The sequence below is a fragment of the Cereibacter azotoformans genome, assembly GCF_021391315.1.
GTDB lineage: Bacteria > Pseudomonadota > Alphaproteobacteria > Rhodobacterales > Rhodobacteraceae > Cereibacter_A > Cereibacter_A azotoformans.
On sequence record NZ_CP090023.1, the window covers coordinates 229,565 to 247,966 of the forward strand.

The 18,402-nt window shown below is 64.9% G+C and carries 21 protein-coding genes and 3 pseudogenes; 16 read left to right on the forward strand and 8 right to left on the reverse strand.

The window, feature by feature from the left end:
- The first annotated feature begins 53 nt into the window (after positions 1-53).
- Positions 54-308 carry a type II toxin-antitoxin system HicA family toxin gene (locus LV780_RS20475; protein WP_101339598.1) on the forward strand — a complete coding sequence of 85 codons (255 nt, stop codon included), beginning with the start codon at positions 54-56 and terminating at the stop codon, positions 306-308.
- Positions 305-634, forward strand: a pseudogene (locus LV780_RS20480) (type II toxin-antitoxin system HicB family antitoxin); the annotation flags it as partial. The gene LV780_RS20475 and the pseudogene LV780_RS20480, both read left to right, overlap by 4 nt.
- 442 nt (positions 635-1,076) lie before the next feature.
- Here LV780_RS20480 and LV780_RS20485 read toward each other — a convergent pair.
- On the reverse strand, positions 1,077-1,616 hold the full coding sequence (locus tag LV780_RS20485) for a hypothetical protein (protein WP_233864258.1): 540 nt from the start codon (positions 1,614-1,616) through the stop codon (positions 1,077-1,079).
- A 465-nt stretch (positions 1,617-2,081) separates the two neighbouring features.
- On the opposite strand from LV780_RS20485, the gene LV780_RS20490 reads away from it, so the two are divergent.
- From LV780_RS20490 to LV780_RS20505, 4 genes and pseudogenes are all read left to right on the forward strand, one after another.
- Complete coding sequence (locus LV780_RS20490) at positions 2,082-2,705, forward strand: LuxR C-terminal-related transcriptional regulator (RefSeq protein ID WP_117345256.1); 624 nt, start codon at positions 2,082-2,084, stop codon at positions 2,703-2,705.
- A gap of 198 nt (positions 2,706-2,903) precedes the next feature.
- Positions 2,904-3,524: a helix-turn-helix transcriptional regulator gene (locus tag LV780_RS20495; RefSeq protein ID WP_011910905.1), complete on the forward strand. Its 621-nt coding sequence runs from the start codon at positions 2,904-2,906 to the stop codon at positions 3,522-3,524.
- Positions 3,525-3,696: 172 nt separating this feature from the next.
- On the forward strand, positions 3,697-3,927 hold the full coding sequence (gene vapB, locus LV780_RS20500; RefSeq protein WP_044249817.1) for a type II toxin-antitoxin system VapB family antitoxin: 231 nt from the start codon (positions 3,697-3,699) through the stop codon (positions 3,925-3,927).
- Positions 3,927-4,034: pseudogene (locus LV780_RS20505) on the forward strand (VapC toxin family PIN domain ribonuclease); the annotation flags it as partial. The gene vapB and the pseudogene LV780_RS20505, both read left to right, overlap by 1 nt.
- Before the next feature lie 113 nt (positions 4,035-4,147).
- Here LV780_RS20505 and istB read toward each other — a convergent pair.
- Together istB and istA are read right to left on the reverse strand one after the other, a co-directional pair.
- Complete coding sequence (gene istB, locus LV780_RS20510; RefSeq protein WP_117345027.1) at positions 4,148-4,912, reverse strand: IS21-like element helper ATPase IstB; 765 nt, start codon at positions 4,910-4,912, stop codon at positions 4,148-4,150.
- Positions 4,913-4,925: 13 nt separating this feature from the next.
- The gene (gene istA / locus LV780_RS20515) at positions 4,926-6,464 is read right to left on the reverse strand and encodes an IS21 family transposase (RefSeq protein WP_117345026.1); all 1,539 of its coding nucleotides are present in this window, start codon (positions 6,462-6,464) and stop codon (positions 4,926-4,928) included.
- 170 nt (positions 6,465-6,634) lie between these two features.
- Here istA and vapC point away from each other — a divergent pair.
- From vapC to LV780_RS20530, 4 genes and pseudogenes are all read left to right on the forward strand, one after another.
- Positions 6,635-6,940: pseudogene (gene vapC / locus LV780_RS20520) on the forward strand (tRNA(fMet)-specific endonuclease VapC); the annotation flags it as partial.
- A gap of 145 nt (positions 6,941-7,085) precedes the next feature.
- Positions 7,086-7,403 (forward strand): transposase, encoded by a 318-nt coding sequence (locus tag LV780_RS20525; protein ID WP_181969653.1) that lies wholly within the window; start codon positions 7,086-7,088, stop codon positions 7,401-7,403.
- Positions 7,364-7,756, forward strand: coding sequence for a transposase (locus LV780_RS21980; RefSeq protein WP_181969654.1), 393 nt, complete (start codon positions 7,364-7,366; stop codon positions 7,754-7,756). Before LV780_RS20525 ends, LV780_RS21980 begins: the two co-directional genes overlap by 40 nt.
- Positions 7,702-8,250: a transposase gene (locus LV780_RS20530; protein ID WP_011910902.1), complete on the forward strand. Its 549-nt coding sequence runs from the start codon at positions 7,702-7,704 to the stop codon at positions 8,248-8,250. The genes LV780_RS21980 and LV780_RS20530 overlap by 55 nt, the downstream gene beginning before the upstream one ends.
- Before the next feature lie 294 nt (positions 8,251-8,544).
- Here LV780_RS20530 and LV780_RS20535 read toward each other — a convergent pair whose 3' ends face one another.
- From LV780_RS20535 to LV780_RS20550, 4 genes are all read right to left on the reverse strand, one after another.
- Positions 8,545-9,771, reverse strand: coding sequence for a type II toxin-antitoxin system HipA family toxin (locus LV780_RS20535; RefSeq protein WP_101339568.1), 1,227 nt, complete (start codon positions 9,769-9,771; stop codon positions 8,545-8,547).
- Positions 9,772-9,773: 2 nt separating this feature from the next.
- Complete coding sequence (locus tag LV780_RS20540) at positions 9,774-10,085, reverse strand: helix-turn-helix domain-containing protein (RefSeq protein WP_101339567.1); 312 nt, start codon at positions 10,083-10,085, stop codon at positions 9,774-9,776.
- A 754-nt stretch (positions 10,086-10,839) separates the two neighbouring features.
- Positions 10,840-11,085 carry a hypothetical protein gene (locus LV780_RS20545; protein ID WP_011910894.1) on the reverse strand — a complete coding sequence of 82 codons (246 nt, stop codon included), beginning with the start codon at positions 11,083-11,085 and terminating at the stop codon, positions 10,840-10,842.
- Positions 11,082-11,519 carry a putative toxin-antitoxin system toxin component, PIN family gene (locus LV780_RS20550; protein WP_101339565.1) on the reverse strand — a complete coding sequence of 146 codons (438 nt, stop codon included), beginning with the start codon at positions 11,517-11,519 and terminating at the stop codon, positions 11,082-11,084. The genes LV780_RS20545 and LV780_RS20550 overlap by 4 nt, the downstream gene beginning before the upstream one ends.
- 557 nt (positions 11,520-12,076) lie before the next feature.
- Here LV780_RS20550 and LV780_RS20555 point away from each other — a divergent pair.
- The 3 genes from LV780_RS20555 (at position 12,077) to LV780_RS20565 (ending at position 14,321) form a co-directional block, all read left to right on the forward strand.
- Complete coding sequence (locus LV780_RS20555) at positions 12,077-12,436, forward strand: helix-turn-helix domain-containing protein (RefSeq protein WP_044249727.1); 360 nt, start codon at positions 12,077-12,079, stop codon at positions 12,434-12,436.
- Positions 12,436-13,680 (forward strand): type II toxin-antitoxin system HipA family toxin, encoded by a 1,245-nt coding sequence (locus tag LV780_RS20560; protein WP_011910891.1) that lies wholly within the window; start codon positions 12,436-12,438, stop codon positions 13,678-13,680. The genes LV780_RS20555 and LV780_RS20560 overlap by 1 nt, the downstream gene beginning before the upstream one ends.
- 437 nt (positions 13,681-14,117) lie before the next feature.
- Entirely contained in the window at positions 14,118-14,321 is a 204-nt protein-coding gene (locus LV780_RS20565) for a hypothetical protein (RefSeq protein ID WP_101339564.1), read from the forward strand.
- Positions 14,322-14,337: 16 nt separating this feature from the next.
- Here LV780_RS20565 and LV780_RS20570 read toward each other — a convergent pair whose 3' ends face one another.
- Complete coding sequence (locus LV780_RS20570) at positions 14,338-15,420, reverse strand: RNA methyltransferase (RefSeq protein ID WP_011910890.1); 1,083 nt, start codon at positions 15,418-15,420, stop codon at positions 14,338-14,340.
- A gap of 592 nt (positions 15,421-16,012) precedes the next feature.
- On the opposite strand from LV780_RS20570, the gene LV780_RS20575 reads away from it, so the two are divergent.
- From LV780_RS20575 to LV780_RS20585, 3 genes are all read left to right on the forward strand, one after another.
- Entirely contained in the window at positions 16,013-16,405 is a 393-nt protein-coding gene (locus LV780_RS20575) for a hypothetical protein (RefSeq protein WP_044249823.1), read from the forward strand.
- A gap of 271 nt (positions 16,406-16,676) precedes the next feature.
- Entirely contained in the window at positions 16,677-17,096 is a 420-nt protein-coding gene (locus tag LV780_RS20580) for a type II toxin-antitoxin system RelE/ParE family toxin (RefSeq protein ID WP_101339562.1), read from the forward strand.
- On the forward strand, positions 17,000-18,250 hold the full coding sequence (locus tag LV780_RS20585) for a hypothetical protein (protein WP_117345258.1): 1,251 nt from the start codon (positions 17,000-17,002) through the stop codon (positions 18,248-18,250). The genes LV780_RS20580 and LV780_RS20585 overlap by 97 nt, the downstream gene beginning before the upstream one ends.
- The last annotated feature ends 152 nt before the right edge of the window (positions 18,251-18,402 follow it).

Here is an 18,402-nt window from a genome sequence, read left to right on the forward strand (position 1 = left end):
ACAGAACGCACTTCATGCTTGCATCTTTCGCTAGCAATTCCCATCTTGCCCCGATGAACAGCAAGCACCGCAAGACCCTTGCTGCCGTTTTCACGGATCCTGTGTCAGGCACCATCGAATGGGCCGCAGTCGAAAGCCTGCTGCTGGCGGTCGGTGCGCGGCTGATCGAAGGGAGCGGGTCACGGGTGCGACTCGAAAAGGATGGCGAGGTAGCGACGTTCCACCGCCCGCACCCCGCAAAGGAAGCGAAGCGATACCAGGTGCGCGATGCCCGCGACTTTCTGGAACGGATCGGGGTAAGACCATGACCAACACCATGACCTACAAGGGCTATGCCGCCCGGATCGAGTATGACGACGAAGACGGGATTTTCACGGGGCGGATTGCCGGTATCCGTGACGTGGTGGGCTTCCATGCCGACACCGTGGAAGGGCTGCGCAAAGCGTTTCACGAGGCTGTCGAAGACTACATCGAGACTTGCGCCAGGATCGGCAAGGAACCGCAGAAGACCTATTCGGGGCAGGTCATGTTCCGCGTCAGCCCGGATGTTCACCGTAAAGCCGCGCTGGCCGCCGAACTGTCGGGCAAAAGCCTGAACCAGTGGGCCGAAGAAGTGCTGGACCGGGCCGCTGGCTATCCCGCAGAAACTTCAGGATGCCTGGATTTTACCCAACGCCGGCCCAAAACTGGCCCACTTGGCCGAAGTAAAGCTGACCCACCCGGGCGATGAGCAGGCCAGAGCGCGCGGGGTCGCCACATAACCCAGGCGCGATCTGCGTGAAGCATACGTTCCGACGCGGCAACGATCCTCAGCTGACCGGATGCTCCGGAATAGCTGACCGGATGTTGTCGGAACGCCGACCGGATGCCCCGGAATGCGCATTCTGCCCTCTCTCCAGCAGCAGCCCCCTGTTCAGACCTGCAACTGAAGCAACGCTGCGGGATGTCCAGCAATCTTCGGAGTCCGGTCCTCCGGACCACCTGCAGGCAGATCGCCGCCGCCGGAGCAGGGGGTTTCCAAGCCGGACCCGTATTGGTCAGGCCCACTCCCCGAAGTGCCTCGCCGGTCCCAGGTTTTATCCTCGGGTGAGGATCTGCGCGAGCGCCTCGGCGAAGCCGACGCGGGCGGGGGGACGGAAACCGCAGATCTGCGACAGGGTGGTCGCGAAGGCCTCCGCATCATCGATGGGGACGCCCTCCGCCAGGCAGCTCCAGTCAGCCCCCGCCTCCACACGTTTCAGGATTTCGTGCAGAAACCGGGATTTCAGTTCAGCCCCGGCCCGGATCTGTGTGGCCCGGTCGCTCCCGGGCAGCATGAACTCGATGTTCATCTCACAGGATTGGGCTGCCCCCGGCTCCCATGCGCCGGCATGGGCCGAAATATAAACCCCATCCTCCAGGAAAGGAGGGCGGTTTCCTTCCGGGCCTGGGAGGATCATGATCGCATAGGCAGAGGAGCAGAGCCGCGCGCGATACTGCTCGACCCCCGGGCAGGGGGCGTCACTGCGGAGCCAGCGAAGATCGATATGGGCCGCAAGCCGCGCCAGATTCCGGACAAGGCCGGCATGCGCAGCAGAAACGGGCGCCAGGGGCATCCGAAGGCGAGCATGGGTCATGGGAGGTATCTTGCTCATGGACGTGGCGGCGGACCGTTGGGGAAAGTGTTTCCCACGATAATCCGGATCGCACCCGAGCGGAAATGCGCGTCCGAAGGGCCGGGGTCTCCGCTGCAGGGATTACCCATCGCCGCCCCGCCTTTCGTATGGGAACCTCAGCCAGCCTCCCACTTCCGCAAGGATGCCGCCGACACTACATGCTGCATTCATTGGGATCAGGACAGCCAGATCATTGTCCTTGGAACATAACGATTTAATTGATTCACGCTCGCAAGATACAATGCGACGTCCCCTTTCCCATGATAATTCACTGAAGAGAGGGATGGATAAAGGCAAGCGGGAAGAAGTCACCTTTCGCGATCCCGATCCATCCGGTTTTTCTCAGCCTTCAAAAATCGGCCCTGCGAGAGGGCTGACCATTCATCCCCGCGCGCAGGCAGGCCCGAGTTCCCAAACAGCAGATCCATGAAGAAGAAAAAGATTGCCATTGCAGACGACCACATTCTGGTGCGGGAGGTGATCGCGACATATCTCGCCGCCCAGATGGAGGCTGAAGTCATGCAAGCCGGCTCCATCCAGGAACTCGAAGAGCTCCTCGAGAAGGAAGGCTCCTTCGACATCATCCTGCTCGATCTGGTCATGCCCGGCATGAAACCCGGGCTGGAGGCGTTGACGCGGATCCTCGAACTCAACCAACACAAGCCGGTCATGCTCATTTCGGGAAATGCGCCGCCCGGCGTGATCCATGAGGCCCTGCATCGAGGAGCCGCCGGCTATGTGGAGAAAAGCCAAAGCGCCCGATCACTTGTCAATGCGATCAATTTCGTGCTGGCCGGCGAAATCTACGTTCCGATGTCCCTTCGCCTGAACTCCGTACGCCCCTCCATCACCGACGAGAAGGGACTCTCCCCGAAGGAGCTGGAAGTGCTCCGCTGTCTGACGAACGGCCTGATGAACAAGGAAATTGCCCAGACCCTCGGAATAAGCGAGGTGACCGTGAAGATGCATGTCCGCTCGATCTGCGCCAAGATGAACGTCAAGAACCGCACACAGGCGGCCATGATCGGCTCCCAGTTTCTCATGGTGTAGCAAGCACCGACCCCAGAACGAACAGGACAGGCCCTGCAGCGCAGTTCGGAAGCGGAATTTCCCCTTTTCCGGAGAGAAGCCTCTGCAGGGACAGCTTGAAATCAAAAGACAGACTATACTAAATCCCATACAGGGCGTAAAAGCTCTCGCCGGATGGATCTGTATTGATCCTTTGCAGCAATTATTTCATGAACCCGTATGGCCAAGCAGTTCGAGCAGGAAAGAACGCTCCTCTCCCAGATGGCTCCAGCCGGATATTACATTGCCCTGCGCATGCGGTTCTTCGCGCCGGAAACGGAGATCAGCACACTGCCTCCAGCTCTGATGCAGAAGTACTGCATCCGAGGTCTCGCACTGGAAGATCCCATGCTGCAATGGGCCTTCCGCAACCAGGGCGCCATCTGCTGGACCGGGCTTTCCGACCGCGATCCCGCCGGCGTTCTGGCGGAATACGGCGGCCACGGCCTCACCTACGGCGCCGTCGTCAGCATCATGACCCACGGCCGCCCACCGTTGCGCAGCTTCGGGATTTTCGGCCGGCCCGACCGGATCTACAGCGAGGCGGAAATGACCCGGATCGGACAGATCCTCGGGCAGATGCATCGGTCGGAGACACAGATCCTCACCCAGCGCCAGATCGATGTGCTGCGCCTGCTGGCCGAGGGGCATCGCTACAAGAAGATCGCCCACATCCTCGGCATCACGGAAAGCGCGGTGAAGGTGCGACTGAAATCTGCCGCCCTGCGTCTCGGAGCCCGTACGGCCGCACAGACGCTCCGGATGGCGGTCAGCGCCGGCCTGCTGCAGACAGACGAATAAGCCGCCGGCCGGCCGCAGAAGCCCTTTCCCGGATGGGTGGAAGATTGCGCGCGGCCGACACACGATGGAAAAATCAAGCTCCACAGCTTCGACAGGAGCAGGGTGCCGCCCTTGCCTTGACACCGCCCGCCTCGGCCAGTATATACAAGTTGTATATATGCGGGGGCGCGAGGTGGATCGGGGATCGGTCTTCATGAACAACCGGACGCAGGCCATCCGCCTGCCGAAATCGGTCGCGCTCCCGGAAGGCACGCGGAGCGTCGACATCGTCCGTTCGGGCAGAGCCTGGCTCATCGTGCCGAGCCAGGACAGTTGGGCTCAGTGGTTCGACGAGGTCCCTTCGAGTGAAGACTTCATGGAGCGCCGGGAGCAACCGGACGCCGATGAGCGCGGCGATCTCTGATGCTGCGCTACATGCTCGACACGAACATCCTGATCTACACGATCAGGAACCGGCCCGGCGAGGTGAGGGCGAAATTCGAGGCCCATCACGGGACGATGTGCATCTCGTGCGCATTCTACGGATGATGGGCATCGATTCCACGCGATGGTGGGCACGGATTCCACGGCATCGTGGGCAGCCGTTCCACGGCTCGGGCAGCTTGGCCGACCCGCACATGGAGTCAGGCTTGATCGGTAGGGTCAAGCGGTTTCAGCCTCGTTGCGCGCCTACGCATGCTTTCACCCGCCAGCGTCAGGCGGTGGGCATTGTGAACGAGCCGGTCCAGAATGGCGTCGGCCAGCGTCGGGTCGCCGATGGCCTCGTGCCAGTGCTCGAGCGGGAGCTGGCTGGTGACGATGGTAGCGCCGCGGCCGTGGCGGTCCTCGAGGATCTCCAGCAGGTCGCGCCTCTCGAATGATGTCAGGACGGCAAGTCCCCAGTCGTCGAGAATGAGCAGATCAGTCCGCGCCAGAGCCTTGAGCATCCGGGCGTGCCGTCCGTCGCCCCGGGCGATGGCAAGCGCTTCGAAGAGGCGCGGGACCCGGTGGTAGACTACCACTCGCCCGTCCCGGCAGGCCTTTTGGCCGAGTGCGCAGGCGATCCAGCTCTTGCCGAGGCCGGTGGGGCCGGTGATGAGCAGGTTCTCGTGGCGGGCGATCCAGGCACCGTCGACCAAGTGGGCCATCACGGTGCGGTCTATGCCGCGCGGGGTGCGCAGATCGAGATCCTCAACGCAGGCGGCCTGCCGCAAGGCGGCGAACTTGAGCCGGGCAACCAGCCGCTTGGCGTCCCGCTCGGTGGCCTCGCGATCGACCAGAAGGCCGAGCCGCTCTTCGAAGCCGAGGCTGTCGAAGGTGGCCGGGGCGTAGCGCTGCTCGTCCAGCGCCTTCGCCATGCCGGTCAACCCGAGGGCGGTGAGGCGCTCGGAAGTGGGATGGGTCAGCAAGGTCAGTCTCCTTTCAATGATAGTAGCCTTGGCCGCGGATGTTGGGGTGCTGCAGGGGAAGCTGCCCGGCCTCCTCCTCAAGAAAGGCGCGGTCGAGCCCGCTCTGCAGGATCGACCGGATCGAGGCGACCGAACGCGCGCGGATGGACAGGCCTCGCCGGCAGGCCGCGTCGAGACGCGCCGGACCGAAGCTTCTGGCGAGGGCGAGGACGCCGAGGCAGGTGCGAAATCCCTGCTCGGGGTGGGGGCGATCGGCCATCACCACCTCACAGAAGGCGGCAACCGAGGGGCCGAGCTTCGCCGCCTGCGCCAGCATGCGTGCCGGTGTCCATTCGGCGTAGCGGCGATGCGCCGAGGGCATGTGCTCGGGCACCGTGACATGGCTGCGCCGTCCGGAACTGCGGGCGTGGCTGGCAACCCGTTGGCCCTTGTGGAAGATCTCGACGGTTCCGCCGCAGATGCGGACATCCACCTCCTGGCGGATCAGCCCGAACGGCACGGAATACCAGCAGCTGTCGACCTCGACGTGGTAATCCGGTGCGATGCGGGCGCGCTTCCAGCGGGCGAACATGTAGGGCTCCGGCGGCAGCGGTTGCAGGTTCGGTCGGTCGAGGGTGGCGAAGAGATCGGCACGGCTGGCGCCGTAGCCACGCATCACGCGCATGTTCAGTTCATCGACCAGCTGCCGGATCGCAGCGTTCAGCTCGGCCAGCGAGAAGAACCGCCGATTGCGCAGACGCGCCAGGATCCAGCGCTGCGCGACCTGCACCGCGACTTCGACCTTCGCCTTGTCGCGCGGCCGGTAGGGACGCGCCGGCAGGACAGCGGTGCCGTAGTGGCCGGCCATCTCGGCGTAGGTTCGGTTCAGTCCCGGGTCGAACCGATCCGCCTTGAACACTGCCGACTTGAGGTTGTCAGGCACCACCACCTTCGGCACGCCGCCCAGGAAGGCAAACATCCGGACATGTGCGCCGATCCAGTCCTCGAGGCCCTCCGATGCCACGGCTTCCGCGTAGGTGTAGTTTGACGCTCCCATCGCGGCGACAAACAGCTTCACCGCCTGGACCTCGCCGGTCTCCGCGTCGATCAGCTCGGCCGTGTCGCCCGCGAAGTCGACGAAGACCTTCTCGCCGGCCACATGCGTCTGGCGCATCGTGGGGCGGACCCGGCCCTTCCAGGCCTCATAGTGCTCGCAGAACCAGGCGTAGCCAAACCCGAGGGGATGGGCCGCGCGGTATTCCTCCCAGAGCAAGGCCCGCGTGACGCCGGGGCGCCGCAGTTCCCTGTCGACCACGGACCAGTCAGGCACGGGACGCTCGTGATCCGGAACGGAAGGTGCCGCCGGGAACAGCAGCAACTCAAGGTCGTCGTCGGTCAATGTCTCGGGAAGCGGCCATGTCAGGCCGGCCTTCCGCGCCCGGCCCAAGTAGGCTCCCACGGTTCCCTTGCCCAGCCCGAGCGAGGCGGCGATCGCCCGCTCGCTCAGCCTCTGGGCATGCTTCAAACGCAGCACATCACGTATCAGGCGCATCGACAGTCGTTCCGTTGGCATTCAGGTTCCCTCGCTCAAACGAGGGCACCGTAGCTTCAGACTGTCGGCCAGAACTGCCCACCATCCCGTGGAACGCGCGCCCACGATCGCGTGGAATCGCTGCCCACGATCACGTGGATCCCGCGCCCATCATCCCGTGGAATCCCTGCCCACCATCCCGTGGAACACGCATCTCGACCGTAACCGCGATGGAACTGATCTACGGGGCGCAGAAATCGCAGGCCGTCGAGCGCAACATGGCCGCGGTCGAGGGACTTCTTGCGCGCCTCGACATCCTGGATCTCGACCTGGCGGCTGCCCAGCATGCCGGGGAAATCCGGGCGCAGTTGGCCAGGGCAGGGACGCCCATCGGGCCGTTCGACGTGATGATCGCCGGACATGCGCGATCGAGGGGCTTGGTCCTCGTGAGCAACAACACGCGGGAATTCGAGCGCGTCGACGGCCTGAGGCTGGAGAACTGGGTCCAGACGTCCTGAGGGACAAGCGCGTGCCTGCCCTCCTTCGGAGCGGGCGCAGCCGAAGCAGAGGAGGCTTGGTCCCCGGGACATGCCGCCTTCAGAAGCGTTCCCTGTCGTGTCCATACGGGATTTCCAGACTTCGAAGGAGCCTCCGCCCGCGCCCATGAGCCCGGCTTATTCATGGAACTGGCGGGAGGCGGTTGCGTGCGACGGGCTTTTTCCTCCACCGCTGAACGGTCCGGGGCTCGCCTCGCAGCCGACGCTGTCGCGTTTCACCGCGCTGATGGCCGAGCCGGGCAATCTGAAAATCCTGCGCGAGGCGGTGCTGGAACTGGCGGGCCGCGGGATCCGGGCGGAGCGGAAGGGAAAGCGGGTGCGCTCCGTCACCCTCGATGTCGACAGCGCACCGATCGAAGTTCGCGGGCACCAGCCGAAGGCCGAGTGGAACGGGCATATGCGGCCCGCATCTACCACCCGCTGATCACGTCCATCGCCGGGACCGGTGACATGCTCGACGCGCGCCTCCGCCCCGGGAATGTCGGCACCGCGGACGGTGCGCTGGATGTCATCCTCGATGTCGTCGATCGCGCCCGGAAGAGCTTCTGCGACGTCGCCATGGTCCGGGTCGACGCGGGCTTTCCCTCGGCCGCGCTGCTCGCCGGGCTCGAGGCGCGGGGCATCGACTGCGTCTCCCGCCTTCCCGCCAATCGCGTGCTGGACCGGCTGGCCGAGCCGCACATGGTCCGCCCTGTCGGTCGGAGACCGGCCAAGCCGCGGATGTGGCTGCGGAACTGCGCTACCAGGCCGAGACCTGGGACAGGCCGCGCCGCGTGATCCTGGTGGTCAAGGAGCGCGAGGGTGACCTGCTGCTCGACCGCTTCTTCCTGGTGACCTCGCTGCCGTGGACGACGAAGCTGCGCCACGAGGTGCTGGCGCATTACCGCGAACGCGGCAAGGCCGAGGGCCACATGGGCGAGTTGAAGGACGTGCTGGCGCCTGCGCTGTCGTCGACCAACCGGGCGAAGACGCACTGGCGCGGGAAGAAACCGAAGTCGCATACCCCTGCGGTGGACGCCTTCGCCTGCAACGAGGTGAGGCTGCTGATCGCCTGCCTCGCGTATCAGGTCATGCACATCGCCCGCCGCGCGATGGCCTCGGCCACCGGCACGGGCTGGAGCCTCCGCCGCCTGCGCGAGAGGGTGCTGCGCGCCGGTGCCCGGCTGCTGATCTCGGGGCGCCGGATGACGCTGGCGCTATCCGCAGCGGCGGCACCGTTCTGGTCGGTGCTCTGGCAGCAACTGATGGCGCTGCACTGGGCCGATCCGTAGCAACCTGAAACCGCGCCAGACCGTAAAGCCACAGTGTCCATAGGCGCTCTGACATCATGCGCACATGGTGCCCGAGCGACAAGGGAGCACGACGAAAACCCCAGTTCGTCGTCGCGGTGCCCCCGCAGCCGTCTCGCGACACCGTCTCGAACCCGCCACAGCGGCCCAAACCACCCCTGAAACCCACCGATCCGACCAACGGCGCAGGTCGGTGAATAAGCTGGGTTCATGCGGAGCGCTGCAGAATATGGACGCGGCGCGAGCAGTTCCTGGCGCAGATGCACGTCGTCGTCCTTATATGGCGAAGTAGCCTGCGATCTGCTTGGCGCGCCGCGACGGAACTCCTGCCGCATCTGCGTGTCGCGGCCAGTCGGCAACGGCGGCGCAAATCGGATCAACGAGCGCCGCGATCGCTGCGGGTTTCATCCCGAGCGCCCGCCCGACCTCGTCCACATGCTTCCGGCCAGGTCGACGCCCCTCTCCAGCGATGGCGAGATGGTGCTCGCCGCCGGGACCGTCGGAAAAGCTGATGTCGTAGGCCGGCGACAAGCGCCAGCTGCCTCGGGGGTCCATCAGGAAGGCGTGGTTCTTCAGGTGATCATCCCGGTTGTGGGTGAGGACGTTGAAGGTCATCCTGCGGAACATTTCGTCCTGATCTCCAGCGTGCCGGGTGGTCCAGCGCACCAGCTTCAGCAGGTTTGCGTAGTCGATGGACGGCTGGCGGAAGTCGACGTCGAGCAGGCCGGCGGCGGTGTGCATATGCACCCGTCCGGCGCCGCGGCGGTCGAAGCGCTCAACGGCAAGGAAGGGATCGCCGCGCCTGGAGCGCAGCACCATGGTCCAGGGCATGGCGATGCCAGCCGCCCGTGCCATCCGCGCATAAGCCTCCTCCTCCTCTATCGCGGTCGGGCTGTCGGCCGCCGCCCGATGCTTGATTAACACCTGCCGCTCGCCCCGCTCCGGAGTGCGTCGATGGTCGCGCACCCGGCCAGTCTCCACATCAAGCAGGGCCACGAACTTCGGCCGGGCACCGGCAGAGCCGCCTGCTGCCGCACGGGCCTTGCCAAGATCCTCCACCGACGCGTCCTCGGCCATGCTGGTTGCGAGATCGGCAAACCATTCAAGGTCGATGCCGGCCAGGTCGACCGTTCGCTCCTCGGGACGGTAGGTGAGGGCGCCCATGCCGTGGGTGCCGACGATAGCCAGACGGTCGACCGGGGTGATGGCGGTGCGACCGCTGCCGCGGCGCTCGAGTTCCCGGTCGATGAGCAGCCGGCCCCAGCCGTCAGGGAGCGAGTCGCCGAACACCCCGGGCAGGCCTTCGAAGGCTGCCGGATTGCCGGTGCGATAGAGACCGGCGAGGGTCTTGATGTGGTAGGGCGAGATCGGCAGCGGGTCAGCCAGGAACGCCGGATCCCATTCGACCGCTGCGGAGTGGCGGGCGGGATCCCAGGCGATCCGTCCCACGGGGCGGATGGTGTTCGGATCGAAGGCGATCTCGATGCGGAGGCGGCGGGCCATGCTCAAGACGACTTGCGTTTGCGGACCCGCTGTCGCGCCGCGGGCTTGTCGAGATCCTCGAGACGGGTCGCTTCCACGGCTGGGAATAGGGTGCCGAAGCCCGCAAGCGCATCGAGCGCGTCGGCGAGGGCGAGCAGGCCAGCGAGACTGATCTGCCCCTTCTGCTCGAAGCGCTTCAGGGTGGCGAGCGGAACTCCGGACCGCGTGGCCAGGTCGCTCTGGGTCAGTCCGAGTGCGAGCCGGCGGTTGGCGGCAGCTGAGCGAACCCGATCCTGCATCTCGAGAGGAGTGCGCAGATCAAGTACAAGGGACATCTCAGTATCCGTTAAGCTTGTTAATGACCACTACGGCTACTATATGAGCCGAAATACGCGAACAAGAAGAGATTCGGCGCGGTTGGTGCTGGGCTAACACCTTGGTATCGCAGCGCTGCAGCTGGCCTCATGGAAGATCCCACCATGGCGGATCTCTACCGGTTCTGACGATCGGCTACGTCTCCCGCCTTCCCGCCAATCGCGTAACCCCAGTTCGTCGTCGCGATGATCCCGCAGCCGTCTCGCGACGCCGTCTCGAACCCGCGACAGCGGCCCAAACCACTCCTGAAACCCACCCGTTCGGACCCACGGCGCGGGTTCGGTGAATAAGCAGGAATGAGGGTGCAGAGCCATTCCTCCAGAAGCTCACGTCGAGCGATGCCGCCTGCCTACGTCTGAGCGGCCAGCGGCGTGGCGCCGCAATACATCCTTGATCTTCCTCATCGGCAACCTTCGCATCTCGCCCCCGGCCAGATCGAAACGCGGCACGATAGGCGGCTTCAGATTGTCCCCAGGACCTCACACGAGGGTGGCCGGATGTTCATGGAATCCGTGGCCGGGTCACCGCGGAGAAAACGCCAAGACCTCGGCCACGCTGCACGCCCATGGGAGCGACATCCCCGACAGCAGGCCGGTGGCTGGTGCGGCCGCGCGATGAAGGTGCTGTCCCCGCTCCTGTCATGCCCATGGCTTTCGGACAGCGAAAGGGCCAGCCCTTCGTTCTCATATTCCGAAATCCGCTGGTCGTCCGGTGTCATCCTTTGATCTCATCATCCGGATCGGGCGGAACATCCGGGACAACGGTCTGCAGGATATGAAGGGCCGCTTCGGGATTTCCCCGCGCAGCGCGCTCCTTCATTTCCATGAGAGCCCTTCGGTGTCCAAGACCTTCGGCAACAAGGGTGACGAGTAGCTGGTTGATCGAGACATTGTCTTGCGCAGAAGCCTCCCTTGCCTGTTGCATCAGGTGGTCTGGCATGCGAAGCGCATAGGAACTCATCTTATCCTCCTTTCCGTCTTGATGGCATTCACGTAGTCGCCAGCGTCCAGAGAACTCAGGCCGAACGCCGAGATCCTGTTGCGCCGGAAGACCTTATCTCCTGACACGATGATCCGGGCTCCGGCGGCCATGGCGCATTCGATCACCTGGTCATCTTTCGGGTCGTCAAGAAACGGCCGGAAGCGGAACCAAGGAGAGACCACGACCGCCATCGAACATAATGCGTCAAGCACGACACCGATCTGCTCATGCGAAAGCGTCGGCGGGTCTCCGAGTGCCCCAGGCCTTTTCAAGACGTCTTCATATTCCAAAACGACTGCCGGCGAGAGGGCAAACGGGATTTCACCCCGCAGCATCCCCGTGAGGATCAGATGTGAAGCTCCTCGACGAGACCTCAGTCCGCTCAAGACAATATTGGTATCCGCCACGATCATGATATCTCATATGATATTGCATATGATATCGTCAAGTGCTCCTGGTCGCTTGACCGCAGCATCTCAGGGGGCCGGTTTTCTCCGGCAGACACAGACGTCAACCTCGAACCGCCCGCACTCCGAGCCGCTTCACCGGACCCCGTAACGAGAACCGGAAACGGACGGGCCCATGGGCGTCACGCTGAAACTTGCAAGAGCTGCCGATGGCTGACGGTGCGATGCTCCCTTGGCTCCCCGCCGAGCTGCCAGAGGGGGCGGGTCCCCACATCATTGCCGCTGCCCTCGTCGCGACCGTCCCGCCCCGGACTCGATGCTCCCGGACGGGTAGACCCTGGCCGAACGCCTGATTCACGCGCGGCCACAGACACCGGGAACGGGAGGAGGAAGCGGAGGTTGCCGCATACATCGGATGAAACTACGACATGGATATTTTTGATCGGAATATTATCCGATTTAGGCTGCTCACGGATTGACTTCCAGACGACCCTCCACCTAAGACGTGCCATGGTCCGAGTTACATGCAACCAGCCGGACTTTACTCCGAACAAGAGGCTCCAGTGGCGTCCTTTCAGGTTGAATCCGCGCTCAAACAGCTCGGCCATGATATCCGCACCGCCCGCAAGAAGCGCCGTCTCTCCGTGGCCGATTTCTGCGAGCGCGTCGGGGTGACCGACAAGACCCTCGCCAAGCTCGAGCGGGGCGACGGCGGCGTACGGATCGAGACGCTGGCCACGGCGCTCCTGGCGCTGGGGGAACTGCACCGCCTCAAGGAGCTGATCAACCCGGCCGACGACCACACCGGACTGGTGCTTGATGCGGGCCGGCTGCCCCAACGGATCGTCTCGAAGCGCCGCACGTCCCGCGCCTCGGGAGGCACCGTCTCCGATCCCGTCGACGACGAGGGGAGCGCCTTCTGATGCCCGAGGCGCAGGTGGTTCTCGGCGAAGGCAAGATCCCCGTCGGCCGGCTTGTCTTCGAGCATGACGGCCGCCGCTCCCATTCCACCTTCCTCTACGACCGGGCCTGGCTCGAGAACCCGCGCGGGTTCGATCTCTCGCCGCAGATGCCGCGGGCGGTCGTGCCCTACACGGCCGCCACAGGCGGACGCGACAGCCGCAAGCAGGACGTGATCGCGGGTCCTTTCAGCGACAGCTCTCCCGACAGCTGGGGCCGCAAGCTGATGCGCCGCGTGCTGGGCGAAGGCGCAACCGAGTTCGATTTCCTGATCTGCTGTGACGACACAGCGCGTCAGGGGGCGCTGCGCTTCCTGGATGACAATGGCCGGCTTTTTGGCACGGGCGGACCGCCCGTGCCACGGCTGATGGATCTCGAGGAGCTGCGCGCCATAGCGGCGCGCTTCGAGGCCGACCCGGCAGGGGCCGAGGATGCTGCGCGCGAGCTCGTGGGCGCCGCTGGCTCGCTGGGCGGGGCACGCCCGAAAGCCAACCTCAGGGACGGCGCCGATCTCTGGATCGCCAAGTTCACCTCGATCAACGACACCTGGCCGGTCGAGCGGCTCGAAATCGCAACGCTGAAACTGGCCCGCGACCTCGGCCTGCGTGCGCCCGACGCGCGACTTGCGTTGCCCGCGAGCGAACGTCCCGTGGCGCTCATCCGACGCTTCGACCGTCGGGCAATCGAAGGCAGGCCCGGCCGTATACCCTACATTTCCGCTCGCACGGCGCTCGGACATGTTGGCGGCGGCACAGGCAGCTACACCGACATCGCCGATGCGATCCGCGCAATCTCCGTGCGGCCGGCGGACGACATGCGCGAGCTGTGGTGCCGAATGCTCTTCGGCATCCTTTGCACCAATACCGACGACCACCTGAAGAACCACGGCTTCATCTATGCCGGCAACAACCTCTGGCGCCTCTCGCCCCTCTTCGACGTGAACCCGCAGCCGCGGCGGCACCCGCAGCTCGAGACCGCCATCAGCCCGATCCACGGCCATGAGCCGGCCATCGAGGCGGCGATCGAGGCAGCGCCCTTCTTCGATCTTGACGAGACCGAGGCCCGCCAGAGGGCGCGGGACATGGCGGTCGCGCTCGCCGCCGGCTGGCGCGACGCACTGCGACGTGAGGGGATCACGGGACCGGCGCTCGCCGCCTGCGCGCCGGCCTTCGAACATGACCGCCTGGAGGCGGCTCTGGCGCTCTGATCTGTCACAGATTTTCGCGAGATGGACTTCACCAGACAGCCCTGTTTGAAAGTCTCGTCAGCGCTTCTACGGCAAAGGTTGACCGTTGTTTGGCCGCCCGAAGCAATTTCCTTCCCACATCTGGCAGGGCAATGGGACCTTTCCCGGAGGGGCGACTTCCGAGCGCCCCGGCATTGACGCGAGGAGGGGCTCGGATCGCGTGGAATGACAGGTCGGATGTTTGTGGCATCCGTGCCCGGATCCACCGTGGCGTGCGCAGGTTTCGCAGCGGCAATCCACTGGACTTAGCGGAAAGGGGGCAGGCAATTGCTGAAGATTTCTCTCTTAAGGATATGAACAATACCGAAAGACAAAACCAAAGACAGCTAGGCGATGCTAGCCCATGGCCTTAGATTATCCATGTTTCAACCCTGAATTGCCGCAGAGAGTGGTAGTGCATGTATCTTCCAAAGGCTGCAGAGACCGAGGAAATGCCCGATCAATCCTCCTCGATACATGGGATCGACCTGAAAGCCGTCGCGCATGCCCTTGACCAGCAGGCGGAGGAGAACCGCAAGATCCCCGTGGGTTTCTGGGTGGTGATTTCCTCGGGACTTGGCCTGCTGCTTTTGCTGGTCCTCTTCGCACTCGCCCTCTTCTGAAGATCACCCGCGCGCCTCAACCCGCTTCATGAACGCGCAGGACATGCACGGGCTCGACATGGGCCAGTCGCTCCACCACATCAAAGGCAATGCCCGGCCGGTGGGTGAAGGCCAGCGACAGGATACCGCGCCGCCGGAGCCGCCGCCGGATTTCTTGCTCAAGCCGATCCGAAAGCCCGGCCCCGTCAGGACCCTGGAGATCCTGGCAGACCCAGAAAGTCTCGGCCCCGTCGTTCATCCGGACCAGCTCCACAAGCACCGGCGCATGCCTCCATTCCGCATAGGCGGCAACACCCAGGGCGGCATTCAGGATCTTGCCGGAGGAGGGGGTGGCCAGGTCAGTCCCATGACGGTCGGCGCCGGCGCCGAAATCGTCCGACGTACGGAAAAACCGAAAATCCTCGTCATCGGCCAGATCGCAAAGATCATCGCCCCACCAGAGCAGCATCCGGTTCGTCCAGTCGTGAAGATTGAACAGCGCCCCCGAGGCCAGCGACCGCGCGATCTCATCCTCCGCAAGACCCGAACAGGACTGCAACAGGAACTCCGTGATCCGTTCGATCCGGTCCGCGACCTCGGGAGACCGGATGGCGGAGACCACGTCCGGCCGCAGGTAGGGGTCGCGCAGGCGGGCAAGGATCCGCAGCAACCTGGAACTGACATGGTCCGCCTGCCCAAGACATTCTGCCTGCAACCGCGCCCGTGGATCTTCTCCACAGAGCAGAGCGGCAAGGCGGAGATAGTCTTCGGGATCCTCGAGCGGATCGCCGCCGGTGCGGGCAATGACCGCCGCGAGCCCGGGCACCTCGCCATGAAGGGCCGTGAGGATCCTCTCCGGAGGGGTCGACAACAGCCAGTCCACGAACTCGTCCGGCGCCAGCTCGGCCAGATGGGCCGAGATGCCTCCCTCGCTCCCGAGGGCCGCCAGAACCGCAAAAACGGCGGAGCGACGGTCATCTTCTGCCACCGACAGCGGCCCGATCAGGCGGCGGTCGGCGGCCGCCTCAAGCCGCACCAGGGCAGGCAGGACCCAGCAGTCAGGCACATCGGGCGACAGGGCGCGGTCAAGTCGGCAACGGAAATCATGGCACGTCGTCATGACGAACTCCTTTGAGACGAATGGCTGAAGAAACGCGGATCGGCACCGGAAGAATCTGGCCGGGAGATCGACGCCCCCGAAAAAGGGGAAGGGACGAAATGGATGCTCCCAATCAGGCCCGAGTGGACGTCACCTCCGGCTTCTGCCCCAGCGATCAAAGCCGGGAAACATGAACAGGTTTTCGCGAAAACGCAGGACTCAATGCCGGAAGGATTCCAGATTCAGCCCCGATCGCGAACCTGTCTTGCGATGCCTTAACTGTCTCTTTAGGATATATATTTTCGAGGTATGCAGACCGCCCAAAGGCGTAACAAGCCAGCAGGCTGCCCGAATCTGCAGCGGCATGGTGCTCGAGCTTGCGGCCGTCAGAATCGCCCGGCAGGCGCGCCTTTTGCCTTTCCGTCGGCGCATCGGGCGCGCGGCATCTCCCTGCCCTCTCCCAGCGCCAGCCTCAGGAACGGTCAAAAAGTGCATCTGTATGCCTTATGTCAGGCTCTGATACACCACGACGATATTTCTTCCCTTCCTCCACTGTGCGACAAGTTGTCACCAAGCTCGGGCAAGGCGTCACGGGAAGGTCCACCAGGTGATCATGGAATACAAGCCGCCCTCCGCAGCCACGCGTGAGACCCGATCCACCGGCCTGCGGCCCTTCGGCGGCTGGGCCCTCGAGGTCGCCTGCCGGCTCGAGGAGCAGTCCGGCATTCGTCTTGTGGCTCCGTTGTTCGCAGCAAGCGACCTGCGTCGCGCAGCGGCCTTTCTGGCTCTCGCGGCCTGGCACCTGCCGGGCAGCCGGCACCAGAACCTCTTTCATGATTTGACGCCCGCAGAATTCGCAAACTGGCTGCTCAGGGAAGATCCCACCGAAATCGCCGAGGTCCTCGACCGTACCTGGCGCGATCCGGGAAAACTTGCCCTCCTGGGCGGTGAGCCCCTCTCCTGCCCGACCGACTACTGGCCTCCTTCGGTGGACAGGGACGACTGACGCCCTCCAGAACCGAAGTGATCGCCCGCTACATCTTTGCACGCCCGGGCGCGGCGCCGAGCGCGCGGGTCCCTCCCGTGGACAACCCTCCGCGCCACCAGCGCCCTTGTCCGCAGGCCCCTCACAAGGGTGGCCGGATGCTCTTGGAACGGACGGCCGGATGCAGTGGAATGCGCAGTCCGGGCCGCCTGCAGACGCCGCGCTCGGCTGACGTCGGAGTCGATGAGGCCTTTGCCGCCGCCCGAGCGCGGGTTCAGGCGGCGCGCGAGGCGTGAGCTACCGCGTCCGGTTCCATCCGGCCGTCGCGGATGACCTCGATGCCATCCTGCGCTGGATCATCGACTTCGCCGGACCGCAGGTCGGCGCGCGTCGGCGGGCCGAAATCGAAGCGGCGACTGCCGACCTGGCGCAGACGCCGCACAAGAGCAGCCTTCGCGACGAGATCGCACCCGGCCTGCGCGCGCTTCCCGCCGGGCGGAAGGCGGTCATCGTCTTCACGGTGGATGATGCGCCGCGCGAAGGTTATCATTCACGCCCTCAGCTATGCGGGAGCAGACTGGATGGCGCGCAGCAGACCGCGAAGCAGGTAGGGCCATGGCGCGCGTGCCGTCCCACAAATGGGCCTTCAAGCCGGGCATGCGGGCCGGCGCCTTCGGCTGGCGCGGCTCGGCGAAGGCCGTGGAACGGCTGAAAGCGGCCAGTTCCGAAATCCGGGCGGTCAACCGTGCCGATCCCGTTCTTGCTGCCGAAGGCGTGGTGGCGCTGGCCGAGCGGATCTGGCCGGCCTTCGAGCATATCGACACCTCCTCGGGCTCCCTGGGCGGTGCGGTGGGCCGGACGCTGGCGGACCTGGTCCCCGTCCTGATCGCGGCTCCGGCCGACGAGCCGACGCGGGCGGGTTGGCTGGAGCGGCTGCGCCAGACAATCCTTGACGATGGCGTCGACTACCTTGCCCCGATTGCCGACCGTTTCGGCGAGATCGCCGCCTATCCGGCGCTGATGACCCTGCATGCCGATCGCGACCTCGACCTGATCCGCGCGGCCTGGTCGGACTGGGAGCACTTCTCCCACGTCACGACCGCCACGCTCACATTGTCCTGCCTGCTCGAGGCGGGACGCCATGACGAGCTGCTGGCGCTCCTGGCGGTGAAGAAGTCTCGTCTGTGGTTCGACGAGAAGTTTGCCGCCAAGGCGCTGCTCCGTCAGGGGCAGGAGGACGCGGCGCTCGCCCGTGCCGCATCCCTGCTGGAGAGCGACCGGCAGCCCTGGGGTTGCCACGAGATCTCGCGCTTCTGCGAGGCGATCCTGATGCGGCAGGGCCGCGGAGACGAAGCCTATCGTCGCTTTGGCCTGCCCACGGCAGCCGGCAACACCTGGCTCGCCATGTGGCGCGATCTGGTGAAGCGCTACCCCGACCGCGACGCGCGGACGCTGCTGGAGGATCTGATCGCGTTGCACGGGCGCAGAGGCAAATGGTTTGCCGCGGCCAAGACGGCCAGGTACCTCGACATCGCGCTCGATTGCGCCGCCGACGACGAGGCAGCGCCCGCAACCCTGATCCGCGCGGCGCGGGATTTCGTCGTCAAGGAGCCCGCCTTCGCCGCTGAGGTCGCATTGCATGCCATCCGGCACCTGCTCGCGGGCCGCGGCTACGAGGCAAGCCCGCTCGATATCGACGAGGCGATCACCCACCTCATGGCCGCCAGCCGGCGGATCAATGCCACGGCCTGGGCGGTCGACCAGTTGAGCCGGTTGGCATCGCGCGGTGGCCGTGACGACCTCATGGCCAAGCGGCTGCGCCTGAAGCTCGGAGAACTTCAGGGGGTCTATGCCGGAGAGGACTGAGCAATGTGGAAGTCAAGCGGCCCGCTTCGACCTGTTCGCCGGGCGGTCCTTCCACTGGAAGGCCCGCTGATCCGGCTCACTCCTCGACGACCTCTCCTACGTCAGGAAAGATCAGGCCGAGACGCGCGTGCTCTTCGAGCTGAATAAGGCAC